The sequence below is a fragment of the Legionella quinlivanii genome (genome assembly GCF_900461555.1).
Taxonomy (GTDB): Bacteria; Pseudomonadota; Gammaproteobacteria; order Legionellales; family Legionellaceae; genus Legionella_C; species Legionella_C quinlivanii.
In genome coordinates, this window is record NZ_UGOX01000001.1 from 3,234,087 (window position 1) to 3,257,152 (window position 23,066).

Consider the following 23,066-nt stretch of genomic DNA (forward strand, 5'->3'; position numbering starts at 1 on the left):
CGAACGCTGCAAACAAGCGTAAGGGCCTAGAGTATCATAAATACTGATTGTTCGATACCGGAAAAAAATCTGAATTTTAAAAAAAGAAATGAACTTTTTCAAATTTGTTACGTCTAACCAAATAAGCAATGTAATTGCTTCGCTTCATCTTCCCTCTTGGATGGAGCGTGCATCCTGGTAACTCCTGATACAGGCAGTGACATGATGCTATTTAGCCCGGCCTAAGGCCGGGTTTTTTTATGCCATTTAAGGGGAAATGAAAATACTTGATGCCAGCAGACATTGCGTTAAACTATTGGTTTCCCGGTTATAGCGGCCAAGCGGTACTAATTTAAGGGATTATCATGAGAGCTAAAGTCTGTTTCCTTTCAGTTTCATTATTCTGTTCTGCCTCCTGTCTTGCAGCAGATGAAGATTTCACAGAGCAGGCAGTCTGGGCGAACGAGGCAATTATTGCAACCTATACTTTCAATTATCAGAACTTTATTGACCGTCAAAAACAGATTGCCAAATATTTCAGTTCCAATGGATGGATAGCCTACAGCACCGCGCTTAATGAATCGAAGCTGCCCGATGCGGTAAAAACCAATGCCTATTATGTTAGCGCAGTGGCAACACTTCCACCGACCGTCAGTTCTTCAGGAAATGGCCACTGGCAGGCCACCATGCCTGTTCTGGTGCTTTATAAAAACCCACAATACCAGCAGAAACAGAATTTAAGTGTGACCATTACCTTTGAACAGGCTCCGTCAGGGCAAGGAGTGAGAGGGCTTGCGATCACCAGCCTGACCTCGAAGACTATTGAACCGCCCTGTGAATGTCAGAGTAAAACTGAACACCATGAGCCGGGAAAATAAGTAAGTCCGCCGGTTTGCTAATCCATTGAGATCTGACGATTAGTCATTCCACCCGGATTTAACTGTGTCGTCCCCGCACAGGGGTTGTGCGTGAAAAGAACCATCCAACCATACTCTTGTCTTTGCGAACAGAGTGAAGCAATCCAGATCAAGCTTTGAACAGGGTTATGGGTGGATTGCTTCGCTGATGCTCGCAAAGACGAACTTTTGCACACCTATTTTCATCCACGCAACAATGCCTGCGCGGGAATGACAGCAGAGCTTCAAGATGAACGGAACGGTTCAACCTTGCCACCAAATATTGCCAAATATAAAGCTTGAGACATGAAAGAGCAGGAACGCCCCCAGTAAAACGAGGATAATCGTCAGCTTTAAGGGCACTCGGGTATCCAAAGCAGCTTCCTGAGGGTTCGATGGATTATAAAAAACCCTAATGTCCTCTCCTTTTTCATAAGCCAATGCCGCCTGATAGGCAACCTGTCGCGCATAAGCGGATTTCGGAGAGCGAAATCGCTGTTCTATAAAGAGACTGTTATTTGCATAACTCACCCCATTAACGACATAGCTGTATTGAATATCAGCCCAAAGAAAATGATCTTTTTTAACCCAAATCAGCTCGGTAATCTGTCCTTTTGCTACGGGCCAAGCCTGCGATGTTTTAAATTTAGAGCGATACCGCCAAAAATAACCCAGCATGAATAACAAGATGAGCATCCAGATAAACGCAATAATACCCTGCCAGGTCACCGTATCAACTCCTCATTCGCCGCATTGCTCACATTACTATCCTTTGGGATGAATGCGGGTTAACAGATAAACACCAGCCACTGTAATGGCCAATAGTACGAGGGTTATCTCTATTTGTAATGGGGCAATAGCGATAGCAGTGATAAAGCTCCATAAACTTCCACCAGCAATAGCCGAGACTAAGGTAGCGCCAGGGTGAATTATTTTTCTGGCAAAACTTGCTTTATCAGCAAAAACCATCATGATTTTTAATAGCAGAGAAACACCGGTCACACAAAGCAATAAACAGAAAAAGCGCAAAAACCAAACGACCCCGGGGCTTCTTTCCCGTGCTTCATCAAACATACGTTCTTCAGACACATCACCTGAAGCAACCAACAGAATTGAATCGCCGGCCGCAGTCTGATAAGCCTGCAAGGTATTGCCATTCTGCTGTGCGACTACGCTTATTTTCTGTGGGAAAACTGCGGTCACTTTTATCCGCATATCCCCTACCTGCGGTTCTTTAGGATCAGCTCCCAGATAGATCTCATTATTAATCAGATGTGCGGGCTTATTGACTTTTTGCTGCAGTGCGAGCAGATCCACTTTGGTTAAATCGACATTGGATACATCGGGTATGGCGTCGATAACGGTGCTCGGCAGCACAAAATCTCCCAAGGCAGCATCTTCAGCATACTGATACAAAGACTCAATTGGCAAGGTAGTCGGGTTAGGATGTGAATTCGCCTCCTGAAAACTGCTGCTAAGAATTAATTTTTCAGCCCAACCGGTAAAATATCGATAGCGGGGTTGTTCATGATCTGTATCAATTTCTTCCTGCCATTGATAAATAAATACCTGACGTTTTAAAGCCAGACCATCGACTGTAATGTTCAATTGCAAATCACTAAGTGTTCGATTGGTTGTCGCATCCCCTTGAACATAGACGACGTTTTGATTGTTGTCATTGTTCACAGGACGATTAGGGATTGAAGTAACCAGCGATTGCGTCTCATCGAGCGAGTAGTCGTAACGATAACCTGTTCTCTCGTTCCAGAAAATCAGGTAGCTGGCTAATCCAATACACAGCAATCCGCAAATTAGCCCTACTAACGTGTCTTTCAGCCGGCTTCCCCAGGAGTGAGGAGGCAAATCCTGAACCATTCTTAACGCTCCTTTTTATTTCTTCCTTTAATGTTGGCATGTGATTGAAACCGCAGCAAGTATCAGTGCTATATTCTTAATAAGACAGCCCCTTGTGTACAAACAAGCAGCAGATAGAAAGAGTTAATTAGACTTGTCCTCATGACTTAACCGAGTATAATCAGACCCACACCTGCGAATTAAAGGATTAGAAATGGTAGCTAAAACACCCCTGCACTCCTTGCATCTGGAACTGGGTGCAAAAATGGTCAACTTTCATGACTGGGATATGCCTTTGCATTATGGTTCACAGTTGGAAGAACACCATATCGTGCGTAAGGCCGCGGGGATTTTTGATGTTTCGCATATGACGGTTGTCGATATTCTGGGAGCAGGAGGCCGTCAGTTTCTGCGCAAATTGCTGACCAATGATGTGGATCAGTTAGCTCATACCGGTCGAGCCTTATATAGCTGTATGTGCAACGAGCATGGCGGTATCATCGATGATTTGATTGTTTATCAGCGCGCTTCAGATAATTACCGTATCGTTCTCAATTCCGCTACCCGCGACAGGGATCTGGCCTGGATACGCGAAAAAAGCGCAGGCTTTTCCATTGGATTACAGGAAAGAACTGAATTATCCATGCTGGCAGTGCAAGGTCCACAAGCACTGGCCAAAACCCTGTCTGTTCTCACACCGGCACAAGCAGATGCTATTTCCACACTGACTTATTTTGAATGTGTCGATGTCAATGAATACTTTTTTGCCCGCACCGGTTATACCGGCGAAGAAGGCCTGGAGATCATTCTTCCTCCTGAAAACGCCAAGGCATTATGGACATCATTAATACAGGCAGGGGTTAAACCTTGCGGCCTTGCAGCCCGGGATACTTTAAGACTTGAAGCCGGCATGTTGCTCTATGGTCAAGATATGGATGAGACCACGACACCTCTTGAATCAGGACTGGGCTGGACAGTTAAATGGCAACCCGAGGATCGCGATTTTATTGGCATGGGGGCCTTAATATCTCAAAAACAACATGGTGTTAAACGAAAACTGGTCGGCCTGATTCTCGAGGACAAAGGCATCATGCGCAGCGGACAACGGGTTGCTGTACAAGGTGAAAATGACGGTATCATCACCAGCGGAACCTATTCCCCCACACTTGAAAAATCAGTCGCTCTGGCCAGAGTACCTGCAGGTACAGGTGACGAGGTGCAGGTAGAGATCAGGGGTAAGTTGTTAAATGCAAAAGTGGTTAAGCCCCGATTTGTTAAAAATGGAGCGCCTCTTTAATACGCATTGTTTAAGTCAGAAAAGTTTAACTGAAGTCTTTCAACATTAATAAAAGGATATCATGATGGTTATGAAATTTACTCCCACACATGAATGGCTACAATTAGAAGAAGATGAATGCGTTGTGGGTATTACTGATCACGCACAGCAGCTATTGGGCGATATGGTTTTTGTTGAGTTGCCTGAAGAGGGAGATGAAGTCTCAGCAGGAGATGAGATCGGTGTGGTTGAATCAGTGAAAGCCGCTTCTGATTTTTATGCTCCGATCAGTGGTGTTGTTGTAGCTGTCAACCATCAAGTCAGCGAAAATCCCGCGATTGTGAATGCCGATCCTTTTGGGGCTGGTTGGCTGGTGCGGATTAAGGCCAGTAATCCAGATGAATTAAACGGGCTCCTGAATCAAGCCGAATATGAGCAAGAGATTGCTGAGGACCATTAATTATGCCTTACATTCCCCATACAGAAGATGATATACAAGCTATGCTTGCCGAGATTGGCGTAAGCCAGACGCAGCAGTTATTCGACGAAATTCCCAAGGAGTTGCTGTATAACGAACTTAAAAATATGCCATCGGGCATCAGTGAAATGGCGATGCTTAAAAAAGCGCAGCATATTGCCAATTTGAATGATAATGGCATTTGTTTCATCGGGGCGGGCAGCTATGAGCATCATATTCCAGCCGCAGTATGGGATGTTGCCTCACGTGGTGAGTTTTTAACAGCGTATACGCCTTACCAGGCGGAAGCCAGTCAGGGCACCCTGCAGCTGCTCTATGAATTTCAGACAATGATTGCCGAACTCACCGGCATGGAAGTCGCCAATGCCTCCATGTACGATGGGGCTACCGCCTTGGCCGAAGCCGTGCTTATGGCCGTGCGCATTAAAAAGCACAAACAAACCAGCCGCGTATTGATCGCGGGAAGCGTTCATCCATTTTATCGACAGACACTGGAAACCATTGTTTGTAATCAGCATATTGAAGTGATCACGCTCCCTGTGGATATGGAACAGGGTATTACCGCCCTTTCCGTTCTTGAACAATATAGCGGCCAGGATATCACGGCACTGGTGGTATCCCAGCCTAACTTTTTTGGCTGCCTCGAAGAAGTGGATGCCATGACAAACTGGGCAAAAGCTAATCAGGTTATTAGCATTGCCTGTGTAAATCCCATTTCTCTGGGCATACTCAAACCACCAGGACAATGGGGAGAAAGCGGTGTGGATATCGCTTGCGGCGAGGGCCAGCCTTTAGGCTGTCCCATGGCTTCCGGAGGTCCGTATTTTGGTTTTTTCAGCACGCGGATGGAGCATGTTCGTCAAATGCCAGGCCGCATTATCGGGCGAACGCTCGATAAAGAAGGTAAAACCGGGTTTACGCTGACTTTGCAAGCCAGAGAGCAGCATATTCGCCGGGCAAAAGCGACGTCCAATATTTGTACCAATCAGGGCCTGCTGGTAACCGCCGCAACCATCCATCTAAGTTTACTGGGCGCTGATGGGCTTGAGCAGGTAGCGGCTCATTGCCATGCCAATACGCAAAATCTCGTTCAGGGTTTAAGCGCAATAGCGGGAGTCCGCATTGCTTTCAAAGCACCTGTTTTTCATGAGTGTCTGCTGCAACTGGATAATCCGGTGGAAGAAGTTCTTAAACGGCTGCATCAGGCAGGGATAGCTGGAGGCTATGCGGTTGAATCGCATTATCCGACCCTGAAAAACAGCCTGCTGGTCTGTGCAACCGAAATGCGCTCGGCAGAAGAAATTGATCACTTCATTAATACGATGAAATGCATTATGGCTAAGTGAGGAAGTAATGATCATCATTCAATTAACCTATAAGACCCCGCTGAGCGAGGTGGATAAATACCTTCAGGCGCATCGGGAATTTCTCGATTATTACTATAAACAGGGCCTTCTGGTGGCTTCAGGACCTATGAAACCACGTACTGGCGGGATCATTATTGCCGCGACAACTGACCGTAAGTTTCTCGAGTCAGTAATGGAAAAGGATCCTTATTACATGGCGGAAATTGCAGATTATAACTACATCGAATTTACACCAGTGAAACACTGCGCTGCACTAAAAAATTTAATCCAGGATACGGAGGGCAAATTATGTTGATTTTTGAACGCTCACAAGCCAAACGTCGTGCAGCAGCTCAGATCCCCTCATCCTGCACGAAAAGTACAGGAATACCGGAAAAGTTTTTGCGCCAGAAACCCGCCCGCTTGCCGGCATGCTCTGAGCTACAAGTCATTCGTCACTATACCCGTCTCTCACAAAAGAATTTTTCGATTGACACCAATGTATATCCCCTTGGCTCCTGCACAATGAAATATAATCCAAGAGGAGTTCACAAGGCGGCGTCAATCAATGGCTTTCTTAACAGACACCCTTTATCTGGTGCAGAGCATAGCCAGGGCTATCTCCAAACAATGTATGAGCTGCAATCCTACCTGGCAGAAATTACTGGTATGGCAGGTGTTTCGCTGACCCCAATGGCCGGTTCACAAGGCGAATTTGCCGGTGTTGCCATGATTAAAGCCTATCATCAGTCCAGAGGAGACAGTGCGCGAACCGAAATGCTTATTCCGGATGCGGCACACGGCACTAATCCAGCCTCAGCAGTCATGTGCGGGTTTAAAGTCATCGAGATTAGCACGGCTAAGGATGGAGACATCGATTTGGAGGAGCTTCGCAGCAAAGTAGGTCCAAAAACAGCCGGCATTATGCTGACCAATCCCTCCACACTCGGCCTGTTCATGAAGCAAATTAAGGAAATCGCAGCCATTGTTCATCAGGCAGGGGGGTTACTCTATTATGATGGCGCGAATTTAAATGCCATTCTGGGTCGTGTCAGACCGGGCGATATGGGATTTGACGTCATGCACTTAAACCTGCATAAAACTTTTGCCACACCCCATGGCGGCGGCGGCCCGGGCTCTGGTCCCATTGCAGTGAACAAAAGGCTTCTGCCCTATATGCCTATTCCAGTGGTTGTAAAATCCGATGGTATGTATCGCTGGGCAACCCGGGAAGACTATCCTCAGAGCATTGGCCGCCTGTCCTGTTTCATGGGCAATGCCGGCATTCTTCTGCGAGCTTATTTCTATATTTGTGTTCTGGGTAAAGAAGGTCTTTTACGTGTTTCAGAGTTTGCGAGTCTTAATGCCAACTACCTGTTGAGCGTGTTAAGTAAAGCAGGGTTTACAGCCGCTTATCCAGAACGTCGGGCAAGCCATGAGTTTATTCTGACGCTAAGTCAGGAAAAGAAAAACTTCGGCGTCACGGCAATGGATTTGGCAAAACGTCTGCTCGACTATGGTTTTCATGCACCGACAACCTATTTTCCCTTATTAATTCCTGAATGTTTATTGATTGAGCCCACCGAAACAGAATCCAAGGAAGATTTGGACAGTCTGGCAGCTGCCATGCATGCTATACGCGACGAAGCTCAGAAAAATCCGGAATTACTGAAAGGAGCGCCTCACAATTTACCGGTCAAACGTTTGGATGATGTGCGGGCGGCCCGCGAACTTGATTTGAATTATTTCAAATATCATCAGGACAATGAATAATGGGGCAGCCATAATACCAGTTCCTTATTGGTCTTGATGCCTAATGGCACTCACTTAAGGCTTTAACCCTTACTCCCAGGTCCCTCGGCTTGTCCGAGGGAGCTAGGCAATGCGTCTAATTGGCAAAAGCATTTAAAACTCACTATCATTTTTATGGATACCCCGCATAAAGCGGGGTAGGTAGACTTTTACGGGGTACGTAGACTTTTACGGAGTACGTAGACTCTTACGGAGTACGTAGACTTTTACGGAGTACGTAGACTCTTACGGAGTACGTAGACTCTTACGGAGTACGTAGACTCTTACGGAGTACGTAGACTCTTACGGAGTACGTAGACTCTTACGGAGTACGTAGACTCTTACGGAGTACGTAGACTCTTACGGAGTACGTAGACTCTTACGGGTATGTGGCTTTTATAGGAGAATGGTTAAATTTTGTGACCATCTCGCAGGGACAAACCGAGGGACGAAGGCAAATATCTTAAGTAAGCGCCATTAGGCCTTGGTACCACTCTGTATTGAGATTAGTCTTAAAACAATTACCGCTTAACTCACTGTTTTTAAAAACAAAAGAAAATACTTTTCGACTTCGACAAAATGAGTTATAACAGAATGGGTGGTATTAATTCCAAAGCTGGATATTCCCGGATAGAATCTCCAAAGCTCATCTTCCTTAATGGAAGCGAACAATGGATTTAGACTACCTTATGTTCTGTAACAGGGATTGGCAGGACATGTTTGTATATGGGGACCTATTAACTAATAGAAATAGCCCTGAGTAATTAGAAATTTCATGGAGTGAAAAATGAATAGTAAGGTATTTTCACAGCGTTTTAATTCGGAGTTATCGGTTTTAGGGTTTCCCGAAGAACTCGCTGAAAAAATAAAAGCAGTTTCAAAAGTGTTTGGCGTTACCCGCCATTTAGCCAATGCGATGATTTTCGGTCATCTGCTTCCTTCCAGTGAGCAGTTGGATAAAATTGCGCAAATTCTTGAAATTTGTCCTCAGTGGTTAAGTGGGGCAACCGATAGAAAGAAACCTTATCCAGTCAGGAAAGAAACTGAGACTGCATAAAAAAAGCAAATCGTATATAATTCAATTATTAGTTGACTGATGCCGTTAGCAACGGGTTTTAAAACAGGTTTCATCGATGGAATGCCTTAGTTATTGTGTAGCCAATAGTATTGATTTAACACGTCTTGATCATTATTTTAAAGCAAGCGTGAAAGGCTACTCGGCGGTTAAATCACGTGATGTGCTCAAACTGACGCCCTTCACAGGTGAACAGTATGTGATTTTCATATTTAAAAATGGAACCGTAGTTTCCTGGGGGATTAAACGGCATCAGATTGACAATTATATTGAATTGTTCAAATTATACGCCGATAAACCTGTCTCGTTTTTGGTCCGTGACGAGTTCAGCTATCGGATCAGCGACAAAATCGCCATCGAACCGCATGATTATTTTGATGTTGACTGCATCAGCATCGATGACGACAGTGACGACTTGAAATTAAGCTTGTCCTACGGCTTTTCACAATCAGTTAAGCTGCAATATTTTGAAACTAAAATAGATGCACTCATTGAAAAGTACAACCCTCTGATTCAAAGCCTGTCGCATAAAGGGCAAATGCCAATCAGCCGTAATCAGATCCGCCAGGTCATAGGTGAAATTTTAGGCGCAAAAAGTGAAATGAATTTAATCAGTAATTTTCTTTATCACCCTAAATATTTCTGGCAACACCCGACACTTGAGGAGTATTACACGATGCTGGAGCGATATTTACACATCCCACGCCGGGTGAATGCCTTAAATCATCGTCTCGATACAATAAACGAAATCTTTGATATGTTTAATGGCTATCTCGAAAACCGTCATTCGCACAGTCTGGAGATAATTATCATTTTCCTAATCGCGATAGAAATTATTTTCGGCGTTTTAAATATTCATTTCTAAATTACTCATTGCAAATTTTTATGGATTGGATAGCATTGTGCTTTCAATGCCCTCCCTTGATTCCAGCATCATGAATACTATTCAAACCGCCCAAAACAATCGGGTCCGATTTTCCACCGAAGTCCTCGCGGGGATTACCAGCTTTTTAACAATGGTGTATATCGTATTTGTAAACCCCGTTGTTTTACATGATGCGGGAATGGATCAGGGCGCAGTGTTTACAGCCACCTGTTTAGTCACCGCAATTACCACCTTGCTAACCGGTCTGCTAGCCAACGCGCCTATCGGGGTCGCACCCGGTATGGCACTGAATATTTATTTTTCCTACAGTGTCGTTCTGGGCATGGGGATCCCCTGGCAACAGGCGCTGGCCATGGTTTTCGTATCCGGGCTTTTGTTTCTGTTACTAAGTCTCACCCCATTAAGAAAAATACTGGTGGATTCCATTCCGGATAATCTGCAACTGGCTATTCTTATTGGAATTAGTTTTCTAATAGCGCTTATTGCATTGCAATCCAATCAGATTATTATCAGTAATGCGCATACTTTGTTACAAATGGGGAATCTGGCAAGACCAGAAGCCGGACTGTTCTTTCTCGGCTTTATTCTTATCTTAATCTTTGACTATTTCAAAATTTCTGGCGCTATCATTTTGAGTATTCTCTCGATTAGCCTCATTTCATTGCTGACTGGGATGGTGCCCTGGCAAGGACTTTTTGCGCTTCCTCCTTCTTTAGCACCTACTTTTATGAAGCTTGATTTTTCTTCTTTCAGCTCGACAACCACATTAAAGGCAACCTTTACGTTTTTCTTAATTGCTCTGTTTGATGCAACAGGCACCTTAATTGGTCTTTTAAATCAATCCCTGTTTAAAGATCAGAGGGATCATCAGCAACGCATTGCCAATAGTTTGTCAGCCGATGCTGCAGGTTCGATGCTGGCTGGATTATTAGGCTCAGCCAGCACCTCTCCGTTTATCGAATCTGCCGCGGGGATTGAGGCAGGCGGGCGCACCGGATGGACAGCTGCCGTCATTGCCGTCGGTTTTTTACTAATGCTTTTTTTCTTTCCGCTGGCAAAGATGATCCCTGTCTATGCGGTAGGGCCGGCTTTACTTTATGTAGCCTGCTGCATGATGAAGCATATGGTGGATCTGAAACTGACCGATATGACGGAAATTGCTCCCTGCATGCTCACCATTATTATGATTCCTCTGACTTCGTCAATTGCAGACGGAATTGGCGCGGGGATTATTTTATATACCCTGTTAAAACTGCTTTCCCGACAAGCTGTGAAACCTTTTCTAATCGTTTTAAGTCTCACTTTTATGGTGTTTTTTCTCCTGAGTTAGGTAGAACTGCTCACTGAGATGCTTTATGGTTATCCGTAGGTAGTTCACTAAGATCTCTGGGTCCCCCGCATAAAGCGGGGGACGTAGGGATAGGAGGTGTGACGTAGGAGTAGAAGGTATTAAGAGTGTCTTAATAATTCTGCTATATAGTTATATACAAGGACAAACCTCATAACGGACTATCATGAACAGACCTGTCGCACTTCTCGATATCGATAAAACACTGCTGTTTAATGCAAATGATTTAAACGAAAACCTGCTGAACGCTTTGAGTCGAAACGGTATTAAAGACATTTATTTATTCTCGGATATGAGGTTTCGTGTCTTGGAAACCGAGGAGCGAATTGAATTAATAAAAAAACTGGAAGCGAAAGGGTTTACAGTACATGGCATTATTACACCCTGTGATCTGGTCTGGAATCAAATGACAAGGGAAAATGCTCATCGATTTGATCAGCTGCTGGTTAAAGCCCGGGAGGCTGGTGAAAAAGAATATCTTTATACTGATAATGGATTTGACGATTTTATCAACCAGCTGCGAGAAGAGAATCCTTTCCTTGACAACTTATTGGAATACCAGCCAGATAAAAATATTCCAGGGGGGGCGTTTCAGGCGGCAAGAAAAGATTTTGAAGAATTAACTGCCAAAGATGGTTCAGTTCCCATGCCTAACGGACTACTGGAAAGAAGTACATTTGCCAAGGGATTTGCTGACCGTCTCGCTAACCGAATGAACTATAAGCACACCAAAGCATTAATGCTGGACTTATTTTTAAAATATAAACCTGACTGGGTTAGCGACATTTTTATTGCCGATGATTTAACCGCAGTGATTGAATCCATTAAGGAATACAGGGAGCAGCAATCACCTGATTTGGCCATTGCCGCCTTACTTGTAACAAATAAAATAAACAATCGGGATTTATACCCGGATCAATCCGCGGAAGAATACGATGATGCATTGGCGGCAATCGTGCTTCTAACAAGGATTTCCGCGCAGATAGATGCACTTGAGCAGTCCAGTATTTTCTTAAGAAACCCGGAATTGAAGATAAAAGCGTTCCAAAATTTGCGTAGTGAATTAATAAAAGCTTTCAATGGAAATACCGAAGCCATAGTGGGAGACCTTATCGAAAATTGGGAACACTCGCTACCGATCGCCGGAAACCAATTTAAAAACTTAACGGCATCAGACATTATGGCGCAACATAGAAACTTTTTCTTCTCGACTGATCGAAAAAATACGGAAACTAGCGCTCAGACCTTTGTCGTTGATTTAAAAAAGGATTTTGCATCAACCACCTTTAATAAAGAGGCAAACAACAGTTTGTCCCATTGTCAGGGCGCTTAAATGCATGAATAAGCGGAATAAAGGTGCATACAACCGTCTTTGCGAGCGTCAGCGAAGCAATCCACGACCTGACTTTGTTTAGTTTCGATCTGGATTGCTTCGCTGACGCTCGCAAAGGCGAACAGGTTTATTTTTTCTTTCTAATCAAGTCATAAAAATGCAGACTCAGAGTTCGTGCTTCGCTGTGATCCACAATCGGCAAGGGATAATCCTCCCCAATACGAAATCCTTTCTCCTTTGTTGCCTGCCAGGGTTTGTGGATTAATGCCGCAGGCAGCTTCTTCAATTCCGGCACCCAGGTTTTGATATATTCACCTTGGGGATCAAATTTTTCACTCTGCAATATTGGATTAAAAATACGGAAATAAGGAGCGGCATCCGCCCCGCTGCCGGCCACCCATTGCCAGCTTGCTGAATTGCTGGCTAAATCAGCATCTAACAAAGTATCCTGAAACCAGTCAGCACCCTTTCGCCAGTCAATCAGCAAATCCTTGACCAGAAAGGAAGCCACGACCATTCGCACGCGGTTATGCATGTAGCCGGTGTGCCAGAGCTCTCGCATGCCGGCATCCACTAAAGGATATCCAGTCTGCCCTTTCTGCCAGGCGTGCAATAAAGAGAGATCATCCTGCCAGGGAAATTCATCAAATGCCGGCTGAAAGTTTTGTGCCGGGAGGTTTGGGAAATGATAAAGCAGGTAATAGGAAAATTCCCGCCAGCCAATCTCGGCTAAAAACTGATTTACTGAAGCAGAGGCGAACGTCTGATATTCCTGCATCTGCAGCACTTGTCTGTAAATCATGGTCGGGCTAATCTCGCCAAAATGTAAGTGTGGTGACAAGCGCGAGGTTCCAAGGCGCGCCGGGCAATCTCTTTGCTCTTTGTACGTTGAAAGCCCCTCATCAAGAAAGGCGTCTAAACGCGCCCGCGCGCCCGTCTCGCCAGGTTGCCAATAATTGGAAAAGCCGGCAGCCCAATTGGGTTTTTCAGGAAGTAAATTCCAATCATCAAGAGTTTCAGAATCGACTTCTGGACAAGATGGGAATTGAGTAATGGGAATGCTAGCGGGTAAATCAAGCTGCTTTTGAGCATGCTTCCAATACGCGGTGAATACCTTGAAATACCCTCCTTGCGCAGTTTGCAAAGTCCAGGGCTCAGCTAATAAACTGCCATTACAGGAATGAACCTTAATGCCCCTGTCTTTCAGAATGGCTTTTATTTTCCGATCGCGCTCAATAGTGGCGGGCTCATAGCAACGACTCCAGTATACTGCCTCCACCTGATGTTCCTCAATCAATTGTAATAAAATAGCTAATGAGGCGCCGGTTTTGAGACATAATTTCAAATTCCTTTTTTCCAGCTCTTTCTGATGTGCCAGCAAGCTATGATGCAGCCACCAGTTTTGCGCGCTACCCAAAACGACAGACGTTTTTTCATCCCGGATATATAGTGGAATCAAGCGCGCATTTTCACAGGCAGCAGCGAAGGCAGGATTGTCTTCACAGCGTAAATCAGCACGAAACCACATGATAGCAGTTGTCATAATTTTCCTTGTTCATTATTGCTGGATATTTTACCGGTATTGCCCTACGCTTTGTAATAGTGATGTTTTTAATAGCATTATTTTTCTGCCTGGCCTTATAAATAGCATTTCGGTCCTTGGAATAAATAGTATCTACACATCAGTGCTGGCTCAAGGGAATACAATGAACAAATTAATTTGCTTTGTTTTCTTGATAGGTAGCAGTATGTCTGTTTTTGCAAAACCGGCTGAAGCAATTTTTGCGGGCGGCTGTTTTTGGTTTATGGAGGCGGATTTTTATCAACAGAAAGGAGTCCTTGCCACTGTCACTGGTTTTGATGGCGGCACCACACCAGAGCCGACCTATGACGATGTCGCCGCAGGACGAACTAATTATACTGAGGCAGTGCGTATCATTTATAATCCTGATCAGATAAGCTATAGGCAGCTGCTGGATTATTTCTGGCGCCATATTGATCCAACAACAAAAGACGCGCAATTCTGTGAACGCGGCCGTCAATACCGAGCGGCTATTTTTTACCTGAATGACAATCAAAAGCGAATAGCCCTGCAAAGTAAAAAGGAGTTGGAAAAAAAATTCCCAAAAATTTACACTGAGATACTGCCTTCAACAACCTTCTATGCCGCAGAGGATTATCACCAGAATTATTCTCAGAAAAATCCGCTGCGATACCGCTACTATCGCTACCGCTGCGGCCGGGATAGCCGGCTGGAAGAGCTTTGGGGCAAGCGTTAATTTTTATCATAGCTTAACGAATTAAGCGCGCAGAGATCTATGCAATGGAGATGTATGACAACACACAAAACCAGTTCCAAAATACGTAATTTTTTTAAAAAGCTCGGGCCTGGCCTGATTACTGGCGCCAGCGACGATGACCCCTCCGGCATCGCGACCTATTCTCAGGCGGGAGCCCAGTTTGGTTTAAGCACTTTATGGACGGCCTTATTTACCTTCCCCCTGATGACCGTCATTCAGGAAATGTGCGCCCGCATTGGTAAAGTCACCTGCAAAGGCTTGGCAAGTAACATTAAAGAACAGTATCCTCGGCCGCTTTTATATTTTATTGCTCTGCTCACTGTGCCGGCAATTATTTTAAATATAAGTGCTGATATCGCGGGTATGGGGGCAGTCAGCCATCTGGTTATACCTCAAGTCCCCGCTGCCATTTTTTCAATATTGTTTACTATTCTTCTGGCCATAGGAATGGTTTTTTGTTCCTATCAAAAGATTGTCGCAGTTTTAAAATACTTGTGCCTATCGCTTTTCCTTTATTTAATAATTCCTTTTCTGGTCAATCCCAATGCCTGGCAGGTAATAAAGCATACCCTGATTCCTCATATCCAGTTTAACAAGCAATATCTGGGCATACTGGTGGCTATATTAGGAACTACTATTTCACCTTATTTATTTTTTTGGCAAGCCACGATGGAAGCGGAGGAGAGCAGTAAAAAACAGTCTTCATTGATAACACGTTCATCGCTAACGGCTATGACCGGGGATGTCAGCTTTGGGATGTTAAGCTCCAATCTGGTGATGTATTTTATAATTCTAACCACCGGTACTGTGCTCTACAAAGCAGGTATTAATGACATACAGACCGTAGAGCAGGCAGCCAAGGCGCTGGAACCCCTGGCGGGTGAGTTATCCTATTTTCTTTTTGCGCTCGGCATTATTGGAACGGGGCTTTTAGCGATTCCGGTATTAAGCGGTTGTTTGTCTTATATGCTGACGACCCTTTTCGATCTCAAAAACGGACTGGATAGCTCCTTTTCCTCGGCAAAAGAATTCTATCTGATTATAATCGTTTCGCTAATCATCGCATTGCTTATCAATTTTACAGGCTTTAACCCCATCAAGGCTTTATTAATGACCGCCATTCTTTATGGTTTAACGGCTCCGGTACTCATACTGATTATTCTGCATATCGCTAACAACAAGAAAATAATGGGGAAATTTACCAATGGCTGGTTATCCAATCTGATTGGCATTGTGGCGTTTTTACTGATGTCGGCAGCCGCTTTATTATTGCTTTATCTGGAGTTCTTTAATTTATAATTGCTTTCCCTTGAGATCGCGATAGAAATTTTCATGGATGCCCAGTGCTAATAAAATCCTTGATGCTGGATCCCATTCATAGGCTAAAAGAAACTGTTGATGACTGATTTTAAATTTGTAAACATATACGCCAGCTAAATCTCCTTTTTTCTCTTCTCCAATCTTAGGGTTATTGACAATTTTACGCACAGCCTCATTAACGATACATTGATGCGAGTCGGGCAATTTTTTATAGACCCTCTTAAACGCAGGCATTTGCCTTATTTCAATATCACTCACCGTCACCCTCGAATTGGAAAGGTTCAGCTAAAGACTTATCCTGCAGTTTAGAAAGCAAAATATCTTTTATAAACTCAATGGGTAAATCAGGATTGTCCAATGCACATTTTCCTAACTTGGCCCAATATTCTATTTGATTCGGAATTGAACGAAATTCCGCAGCCGCAACTTTCTTTGCCTCATAATAAATGCTTTCATCAATTCTTATCGGAATTCCCATAAATCACCTACAATCGTAATGTTTTGCTACATTTGTAGTATAGCAGAGTTTAGAATAAATAAATATCTTCAGTCTGCCTTATTCCCAGTTGGTTTTCTGCTAATTTTAGCGGGGTTAAGGTTATTGGTAATTCGAGAGACAATTCTATCAACCCGTCGTTGCAGCATGATTTCAACCATTACCGTTTCATTGGGGTGAAGAATTCTGTGAATGTCGGCAAGCGAGGAATGAAAATCCAGCAGCCTGTAATAGGCAAGCGCCTGATTACTGGCCTCCGGATGAGCCTTGATCCGAAAGCCGAGCTTACCTTGCATTTTTGGCGTATTAATACCGGCATCCATGATATCGTAATCAAGAAAATAGGTTAATTTTCCACGGGTATACTGGTTTCGCTGGCGGTCCGCGAAAAAGCCCACAGGAAGTGCATTTTCGCAATACTGGGGGCCGGCAGTCAGATAAAGATCATAATCGTCAAGATGATTGCCGCGGTCGTCAATCAATCGAAATATAATCATAGAATGGCGATTGGTGATATACTCACGCTTATAAAGGGGCGTACTTACTACTTCCCTATGTTCACTTTCCTGAGTTTCTTTAGTTAATTTATCAAGCTCTTTTGCCAAGGCATTATAGGATTCACGACTTTTCACCTGAAGGCATCGTAAAACCCAAACAGCGGTAGGATGCGTGGCCGCATTGGCCATCGTAATACTGCGAATGATGCCCATTTTTTTACCGGAATGCGAACATCCTGGGAGTATTCCCATTGCCATTGGCTGTGTGCGTCTCATTTTGGCGACGACAAGATTCTCACCATTATTTCCCTCCTGATGAACTTTTAACAGACTATAATTCATGTTTGCCGCAGCGACGCGAATAATGCCATCCGATCCGGCTTCTCCTGTATAAGAATTAACTGCATCATAGAGCTGGCGGTCAATTGTTTGTCCAGTGAGCACAAAGGAGTAGATGCCGTTTGCAGTGCAATCATAATCAAGCCAGCTTTCATTAAGCTGCCAGCTCATCTCGCTTCCAAGTTCAAGCCAATCCAGTATATGCCGTCCCGGTTCAATTCCCTCAAAAAAGCTTTTTATACGGCCCAGACGCGATTTACCCAATTGCGCCAGTGCAGAGCCATGGTTCGCGGGCGCCAGCATGATAAGATGACTTAGCGGGCATTTGGAAAGATTATTTTTATAGTATAAGTCCATCCATTTACGAAGCACAGGACCGCCTGTTGAGTGGGTGATACAGGCAAAGCGCCCTCCATTGCAGAGCTTCTCAGCCACTTCATCACGCACTGCCTGATCAAATGCACGCGCAATATCGTCAACGGTCACCGTATCATCAAAACTAATATACTGTCCCAGATAAATATTCCCAACCTGAAGGCCCAGTTTTCCGTCTTTACTCTGACGTTCAAGCCATTGAGGGAGCTCTCCATAGGTATTGGTATGGGTAACACTCCAGCCGTGGAGAAAGATAACAACCATAACTTTCCTTAACTCATCGATCCTGAAAACACGCTTAGACTTTATGGCGGGCAATTATATAAATCATTTCTGGATGCAACAAGTTATTAATTGGATTAACCATCACACCACTAAGAGATTACTATGTGATCTTTAGTATGCAATGATGTATCATTCATTGTCATTTTGTATTGAAAAAACATGCGAGAAATTTGTCTACAACGCCTTGGGGTTCTTCTCGAGCGCATTAACTGTCTAAAACTTGATGAACCCTCACTATTAGCACAGATATCTATTTTTCAGAATCAACTTGCCAGTCCTGAGTTTCACCGTGAAGGCCTGGAACAACGTTTGCAGGAAATTGAACAGTTAACAAATAATCTCTGCATCGCTAAAGAAGCATGTGACTATGTAAACCGCAAAATGAGGGCTGCAAACAAGCCCTTGTCTCCTGCTGGCATGCGTATCCTTGAGGACTTTCGTACAAAAATGAATGATACGCAGTTAAGGCAAGTATTTAACCGCTTGAAAGAACGACGCGAACAAATAGAATATCCTGAGTTTGAGCAAACGGCATTTAGAAAGGGAACTGGCTATAACATGAGCATGTGGTATTACCATGCTCATAGCCGAAGCCCTGTCTTTGGGAATTGTTCTGAACAGGCAAACTGCGCTTTTGTTTTCCTGTATAGTCTGGCGCGGGAAGCAGCCAGTAGTCATGTCGTTTCGCCAGTGCATAGCCTTTATCGTATTGACATTAAAAATGATCGCGGCGGACATACCCTCCTGTTAATGAATCTTGAGCATGCCGGCTTATTTCCCAAAACCGCAGAAGAATTAATATCCTATTGTGCAAGCCTTCCAGCTACAGTAATCGTTATCGACCCCTGGAATAAAAAGCGTCCTTATTATCCTGCGATTGAGATGAAACGATATATGCCCTCTTGCGGCCAAACGGGCCTGGTAAATATAGAATTCGGTTTGAAATTTAGCGCATTGGAAGAAGCAGAAATCAAGCCTCGTTTATAAGAACTATTAATTGCTTGAGTCCACCAATGACATGCGAGATATTGACTTAACATTAGCTTAATATTGCTCTGGTATCATTCAGTCGAAAATTGAAGCTGAATGGAAAGCAACATGAAATCAGAAAAGCTCCTGGAGATTCTCAATAAAGTACAAAACCCTTTTGAAATTTTAACTGTTCTTTCTCAGGAAAATTTCTCTGTTAATGAACGTACAGAGGAAGGCGATTCTATTTTTCATCTATTGCTGCTCTCAAGACATGTAAAAGAATATAATTTTTACCAATTTCTTGAGCAACTGATTTCAGCAGGTGGAAATCCAAATATTGTTGATCAGAAAGGGCGATCTTTTCTAACTTGTTATTTGGAAATTGGCTCGACTTTTTCTGATGATACCTTGAAACATTTGCTTGAATCTGAATGCCTTGATATTCAGCAAAAAGTGGGCAGTGACGGCTATAGTCTTTTTGAGCTTGTTTGTAATTCAAGCTCTTACTCAGTACGCGATTTATATAAGGTTTTATTAAGACATCCAAAGTTTGATCCTAACCAAAGAACCTCTAAGCATAACTCTGTATTGCTCCATCTGATTTGTGAACTGAAATTATCTAATGTGCAGCAGTTGGAAGCTATAGTAACTAACACAAAAACTGATATTAATGTTCAAAATCCAGAGGGAAAAACAGCCCTCGCCTGCATTTTATCGGATGACTCCTACAAGAATGTCGATCTGATAAACCAATTTATTAAGCACCCCACATTTAATATCAACATGCTGGATAATGAAGGAAATAATTATCTCCAGCTCACCATTCTTCACTGCAATATGAAGGCTGATGCCATTGCAAAATTACTGGTTCAGAGCGGAATTAATGTCACACATAGAAATAACGAGGGAAACTCAGTATTTGATCTGATTATTGAAAACAAAGCCGGGCGCTCAGAGTATGCTAATACTCTATTGTTGCTTGAAATCCTTAAACTTCATCCCTCCTCCTTACTCGAAAGCTATAGAAACGGTAAAACAATATTAGCGGAGCTAATTAAAAGCCGGAATTACAGCGTTCAATCTGAGTTGAATACTTTGTTAGAGCTCTGCATTAACCTACCGGCATTTAATATAAAAACCCTGGATAGTGAGGGGAATAATTATCTGCAACTGGTGGTCCGTTACCATAATAATCCCCAGGATGCTGCAAGGCAATTGATTCAAAAAGGGATTGATCTTGCGCATAAAAATTCTGAGGGCAAGACAGTATTTGATTTGATTAAACTTAAAGTCAGACGTACAGAATTCATAATCGAAATTCTTAAGCTGCAGCCTTCTGCACTGCATGCAGAATATCATAATGGTGAATCAATATTAGGAAGGCTTCTCAGAAAGCGTAATAATGTCGTCAGAGCAGAATTTCCCGTTTTGCTTGAGCTATGCAAGGGTCTACCAGACAGTAGTGAATTTATTAAAAAACTAATCATAGACTGCATTAATGACTTCCAGAATTTTCGGATATCGACTGATGAAATGGATATTTTATTTGATGGACTCCTGCGCGCTAAAATTGATATTGACATTGAATATTTACTCGTAATGACAACGATTGTTTCCTCAGACATCCGCAAGCAGGATATCGCAAATTATCTTAAAAAAATAAGAGCAGATTTCGATTTTAATCAAATTTTTCGCTATATAGAGAGACTGACAAAAGAAGGCTCAATAGAAAGGCAACGAGGATTACAGATATTTGAACTGCTCGGCATACCAATTGATTGTTTTGACTCGACCGCTCTGGCCTGGGAAGAGCAATTCCTTCGTAGTAAACGAGCAGACACATTTGAAACCGATACAACCATGTTTGGTCATTTATTTTCACTGAATGGTTCTATACCCGCGAATAATAAACTTAAAAAACTAACTGGTTCCTTCAGCCATGAGACGACTCCCTTCATGGTACATTTAATGAATGCCTATGTGTCGCATTGTGAGAGCAGTGGAGCACATCATGAGCAGTTAGAAGCAATTCGGCAGGTAAGAAACATGACCGTCAAAGCGATGCGTTATTTCTTTGCCGCTACCCCCTTTTTAGGCTATTCGCCAAAAGCAGACAATTTTACAGACTCGATTTTATCAGATATCCAGAGTGGAGGGGTCGAAATAGTCACGGGGTGGTCGGGGCATGCAATAAACCTTATCATTAAGCAAGATGACCTGTACCGCAATAACGCAGGAGGCTGCAGTACTGATGCCACCACAGAAGCATACAAAATAACCAGGCCTGATCAATTAACGGACACGGTATTCAGAAGGCTTTATCAGCAGAATAACAGAAAAGAAAATAAAACTTATATTCAACAGAATTTACATGAAATCCTCGGTTTGGAGTTCAATCAAGGTCATGGTGAAGATTTTCAAACGGTTGGTAATTGTGGACTCTACAGCCAATTAATTGCTCTGAAAACCAAATATCGCCTGTTTTTACCCCCGGAGATTGCCAATCGTATTTATGAAGACAGTATCGAGTTTTTTGAACAGTTTTTTCTTAAAGAATATCTTTCATGTCATGCTAAAAATGCAGCCCTGCCGCATATTTTAATGCGTTTAATCAATCAAAAACTATTGGTTGAGAATAAGCTGGAACTGATAGGCACACTGATAAAAGAGCATTTTACTTCTGCAAGCAGTCAGGATATCCTGCAAACTGAATTCATGATTAAACGATGGCTATTGATTATCAATGGCGAATCGACCCAAAAATTCGACGAACAACTGCAGGCCCTTTCTATTATTCTTGACCCTGGTTCAAACCGGCGCCGACAAATTCTGGATCGCTTTCTTAAAAATCAGATCACTGCAGATGATTTGGATGAAATAAAATCATGGTCTTCTGAGGAACAAACGTTTCAGGGCTATCATCTGTTACATATTGCTGTACTGAATGACAATATATCCCTTGCCTCCTCTTTGCTTGGGCTATTCCCGAAAGCCGTGAATTTAAAAAACTGGTTTGACGATGAACCTCTTTGCCTGGTGAAATCTGTGAAGATGATTAATCTTCTGGTAAGTGCTGGAGCAAGTGTGGATGGAGTAAAGCCTGACAATGCCCTGGACAATGCAGTAAGAAAGAATCGGCTGGATCTGGTTCTTGCCTTGCTCAACCAAGGGGCAAAGGCCAGTAAACACACGGCATATTATGCCGCTACAAAAGATCCGAAGATTCTGGAAGCGATAATGGAGTATCATCCTGAGGCTGTAAAAAAACACACCCACAGTGGCCGCTCGGCTGTTCATGCGGCTGCAAATGGGGGCCATAACGAAAACCTGCGTTCTCTAATCTATTATGGTGGCGCACATCCTGCTGCAAGAGATGTTAATGGCATAACTCCCTTGTATCTGGCGCTTAAAAAAGCCCGTAAAGACACAGCCGAATTGTTAATGAACTATCCAGGCACCCTGTTCTGTAAACCCTATCGCGGCGATTCACTGACTAAAATGGTGAAAGAGGATGAGCCTTTACGACAGAAAATTAAGGCTGGGAGCACACAAAGCAACACCGATTGTGCATATTTCAAGCAATTTCAAAGCCAGTATAAAGAGAGTGCTAAAGAAGATATCGACTATCTGATTATTGCAATTCGAAAGAATGACTTGCCTGCTATCCGCGGCGCTTTGCTTACTTTTGATAAGATAAACGTATTTCACTCGAGCAATCTTTTTTGTACAAGCCCCCTGATGGAAGCTATACACAACCTGGCTGGAACAGAAGGCCAGGATTACGCTAAAAGATTTGAACTTGTGCAACTCCTGTTGAACACGTCAGGAATTGATATGAATAAAACCACTTCCTCTACGGAGCCGCATTTGTTTTGGGCGACCTCTATCAATGATCTGAATGTTCTTGAACTCTTTCTTAAAGAGAAGAAACTGAATCCCAATCAACAGGACAATATGGGATACACCGCTCTTCATGATGCAGTGGAACGCGGCCATCTCGAATGTGTTAAACGCCTGCTGCAAGACTCTAGAGTTGATAGCAGCATCGAGAACCATCTGGGCCAGACCGCTGCAGATCTGAAAGGATTCGGCGATTACAGGAAAGAGGATAAAATCAGGGCATGCCGCGAAGAGGTCGCCAGGCATCAGCAGGAGCATAAGCAGAAGCAGGAGCAGGAGCAGGCTTTATCAACACGCTGTGTACCAGGAGGCTAGGGGAA

The 23,066-nt window shown here is 43.5% G+C and carries 20 protein-coding genes; 14 read left to right on the forward strand and 6 right to left on the reverse strand.

Going from position 1 to position 23,066, the window contains the following annotated elements:
• Window positions 1-344 precede the first annotated feature (344 nt).
• On the forward strand, window positions 345-857 hold the full coding sequence (locus tag DYH61_RS13810) for a DotI/IcmL family type IV secretion protein (protein WP_058507137.1): 513 nt from the start codon (window positions 345-347) through the stop codon (window positions 855-857).
• Between the two features lie 282 nt (window positions 858-1,139).
• On the opposite strand, the gene DYH61_RS13815 is transcribed toward DYH61_RS13810, so the two are convergent.
• Window positions 1,140-1,604, reverse strand: coding sequence for a DUF3592 domain-containing protein (locus DYH61_RS13815; protein WP_058507136.1), 465 nt, complete (start codon window positions 1,602-1,604; stop codon window positions 1,140-1,142).
• Between the two features lie 36 nt (window positions 1,605-1,640).
• The gene (locus tag DYH61_RS13820) at window positions 1,641-2,750 is read right to left on the reverse strand and encodes a TMEM43 family protein (RefSeq protein ID WP_058507135.1); all 1,110 of its coding nucleotides are present in this window, start codon (window positions 2,748-2,750) and stop codon (window positions 1,641-1,643) included.
• A 193-nt stretch (window positions 2,751-2,943) separates the two neighbouring features.
• Here DYH61_RS13820 and gcvT point away from each other — a divergent pair, with 193 nt between their 5' ends.
• From gcvT to DYH61_RS13865, 9 genes are all read left to right on the forward strand, one after another.
• Window positions 2,944-4,026: a glycine cleavage system aminomethyltransferase GcvT gene (gcvT, locus tag DYH61_RS13825; RefSeq protein WP_058507134.1), complete on the forward strand. Its 1,083-nt coding sequence runs from the start codon at window positions 2,944-2,946 to the stop codon at window positions 4,024-4,026.
• 61 nt (window positions 4,027-4,087) lie between these two features.
• Window positions 4,088-4,465, forward strand: coding sequence for a glycine cleavage system protein GcvH (gene gcvH, locus DYH61_RS13830; RefSeq protein WP_058507133.1), 378 nt, complete (start codon window positions 4,088-4,090; stop codon window positions 4,463-4,465).
• A 2-nt stretch (window positions 4,466-4,467) separates the two neighbouring features.
• Window positions 4,468-5,829, forward strand: a complete 1,362-nt coding sequence (gene gcvPA, locus DYH61_RS13835; protein WP_058507132.1) for an aminomethyl-transferring glycine dehydrogenase subunit GcvPA — start codon at window positions 4,468-4,470, stop codon at window positions 5,827-5,829.
• A gap of 7 nt (window positions 5,830-5,836) precedes the next feature.
• Complete coding sequence (locus tag DYH61_RS13840) at window positions 5,837-6,145, forward strand: YciI family protein (protein ID WP_058507131.1); 309 nt, start codon at window positions 5,837-5,839, stop codon at window positions 6,143-6,145.
• Window positions 6,139-7,602: an aminomethyl-transferring glycine dehydrogenase subunit GcvPB gene (gene gcvPB / locus DYH61_RS13845; RefSeq protein WP_058507130.1), complete on the forward strand. Its 1,464-nt coding sequence runs from the start codon at window positions 6,139-6,141 to the stop codon at window positions 7,600-7,602. Before DYH61_RS13840 ends, gcvPB begins: the two co-directional genes overlap by 7 nt.
• A gap of 805 nt (window positions 7,603-8,407) precedes the next feature.
• Window positions 8,408-8,677 (forward strand): hypothetical protein, encoded by a 270-nt coding sequence (locus DYH61_RS13850; protein WP_058507129.1) that lies wholly within the window; start codon window positions 8,408-8,410, stop codon window positions 8,675-8,677.
• A gap of 76 nt (window positions 8,678-8,753) precedes the next feature.
• Entirely contained in the window at window positions 8,754-9,560 is an 807-nt protein-coding gene (locus tag DYH61_RS13855; RefSeq protein WP_058507128.1) for an RMD1 family protein, read from the forward strand.
• A 70-nt stretch (window positions 9,561-9,630) separates the two neighbouring features.
• Window positions 9,631-10,911 carry an NCS2 family permease gene (locus DYH61_RS13860; protein ID WP_058507317.1) on the forward strand — a complete coding sequence of 427 codons (1,281 nt, stop codon included), beginning with the start codon at window positions 9,631-9,633 and terminating at the stop codon, window positions 10,909-10,911.
• A 184-nt stretch (window positions 10,912-11,095) separates the two neighbouring features.
• The gene (locus tag DYH61_RS13865) at window positions 11,096-12,262 is read left to right on the forward strand and encodes a hypothetical protein (RefSeq protein ID WP_058507127.1); all 1,167 of its coding nucleotides are present in this window, start codon (window positions 11,096-11,098) and stop codon (window positions 12,260-12,262) included.
• A gap of 127 nt (window positions 12,263-12,389) precedes the next feature.
• On the opposite strand, the gene DYH61_RS13870 is transcribed toward DYH61_RS13865, so the two are convergent.
• Window positions 12,390-13,805 (reverse strand): cryptochrome/photolyase family protein, encoded by a 1,416-nt coding sequence (locus DYH61_RS13870; RefSeq protein WP_058507126.1) that lies wholly within the window; start codon window positions 13,803-13,805, stop codon window positions 12,390-12,392.
• 163 nt (window positions 13,806-13,968) lie between these two features.
• Between DYH61_RS13870 and msrA the strand changes: the two genes are divergently transcribed.
• Both msrA and DYH61_RS13880 read left to right on the forward strand, forming a co-directional pair.
• On the forward strand, window positions 13,969-14,541 hold the full coding sequence (msrA, locus tag DYH61_RS13875) for a peptide-methionine (S)-S-oxide reductase MsrA (protein WP_058507125.1): 573 nt from the start codon (window positions 13,969-13,971) through the stop codon (window positions 14,539-14,541).
• A gap of 54 nt (window positions 14,542-14,595) precedes the next feature.
• Window positions 14,596-15,861 (forward strand): NRAMP family divalent metal transporter, encoded by a 1,266-nt coding sequence (locus DYH61_RS13880; RefSeq protein WP_058507124.1) that lies wholly within the window; start codon window positions 14,596-14,598, stop codon window positions 15,859-15,861.
• On the opposite strand, the gene DYH61_RS13885 is transcribed toward DYH61_RS13880, so the two are convergent.
• From DYH61_RS13885 to plaB, 3 genes are all read right to left on the reverse strand, one after another.
• Window positions 15,856-16,140, reverse strand: coding sequence for a type II toxin-antitoxin system RelE/ParE family toxin (locus tag DYH61_RS13885; RefSeq protein ID WP_200823622.1), 285 nt, complete (start codon window positions 16,138-16,140; stop codon window positions 15,856-15,858). The genes DYH61_RS13880 and DYH61_RS13885 overlap by 6 nt on opposite strands.
• Window positions 16,133-16,360, reverse strand: a complete 228-nt coding sequence (locus DYH61_RS13890) for a TA system antitoxin ParD family protein (RefSeq protein ID WP_058507123.1) — start codon at window positions 16,358-16,360, stop codon at window positions 16,133-16,135. Before DYH61_RS13890 ends, DYH61_RS13885 begins: the two co-directional genes overlap by 8 nt.
• 68 nt (window positions 16,361-16,428) lie before the next feature.
• Window positions 16,429-17,853 (reverse strand): phospholipase PlaB, encoded by a 1,425-nt coding sequence (gene plaB, locus DYH61_RS13895; RefSeq protein WP_058507122.1) that lies wholly within the window; start codon window positions 17,851-17,853, stop codon window positions 16,429-16,431.
• A gap of 180 nt (window positions 17,854-18,033) precedes the next feature.
• Here plaB and DYH61_RS13900 point away from each other — a divergent pair, with 180 nt between their 5' ends.
• Together DYH61_RS13900 and DYH61_RS13905 are read left to right on the forward strand one after the other, a co-directional pair.
• The gene (locus tag DYH61_RS13900) at window positions 18,034-18,861 is read left to right on the forward strand and encodes a hypothetical protein (protein ID WP_058507121.1); all 828 of its coding nucleotides are present in this window, start codon (window positions 18,034-18,036) and stop codon (window positions 18,859-18,861) included.
• A gap of 111 nt (window positions 18,862-18,972) precedes the next feature.
• Entirely contained in the window at window positions 18,973-23,061 is a 4,089-nt protein-coding gene (locus DYH61_RS13905) for an ankyrin repeat domain-containing protein (RefSeq protein WP_058507120.1), read from the forward strand.
• The last annotated feature ends 5 nt before the right edge of the window (window positions 23,062-23,066 follow it).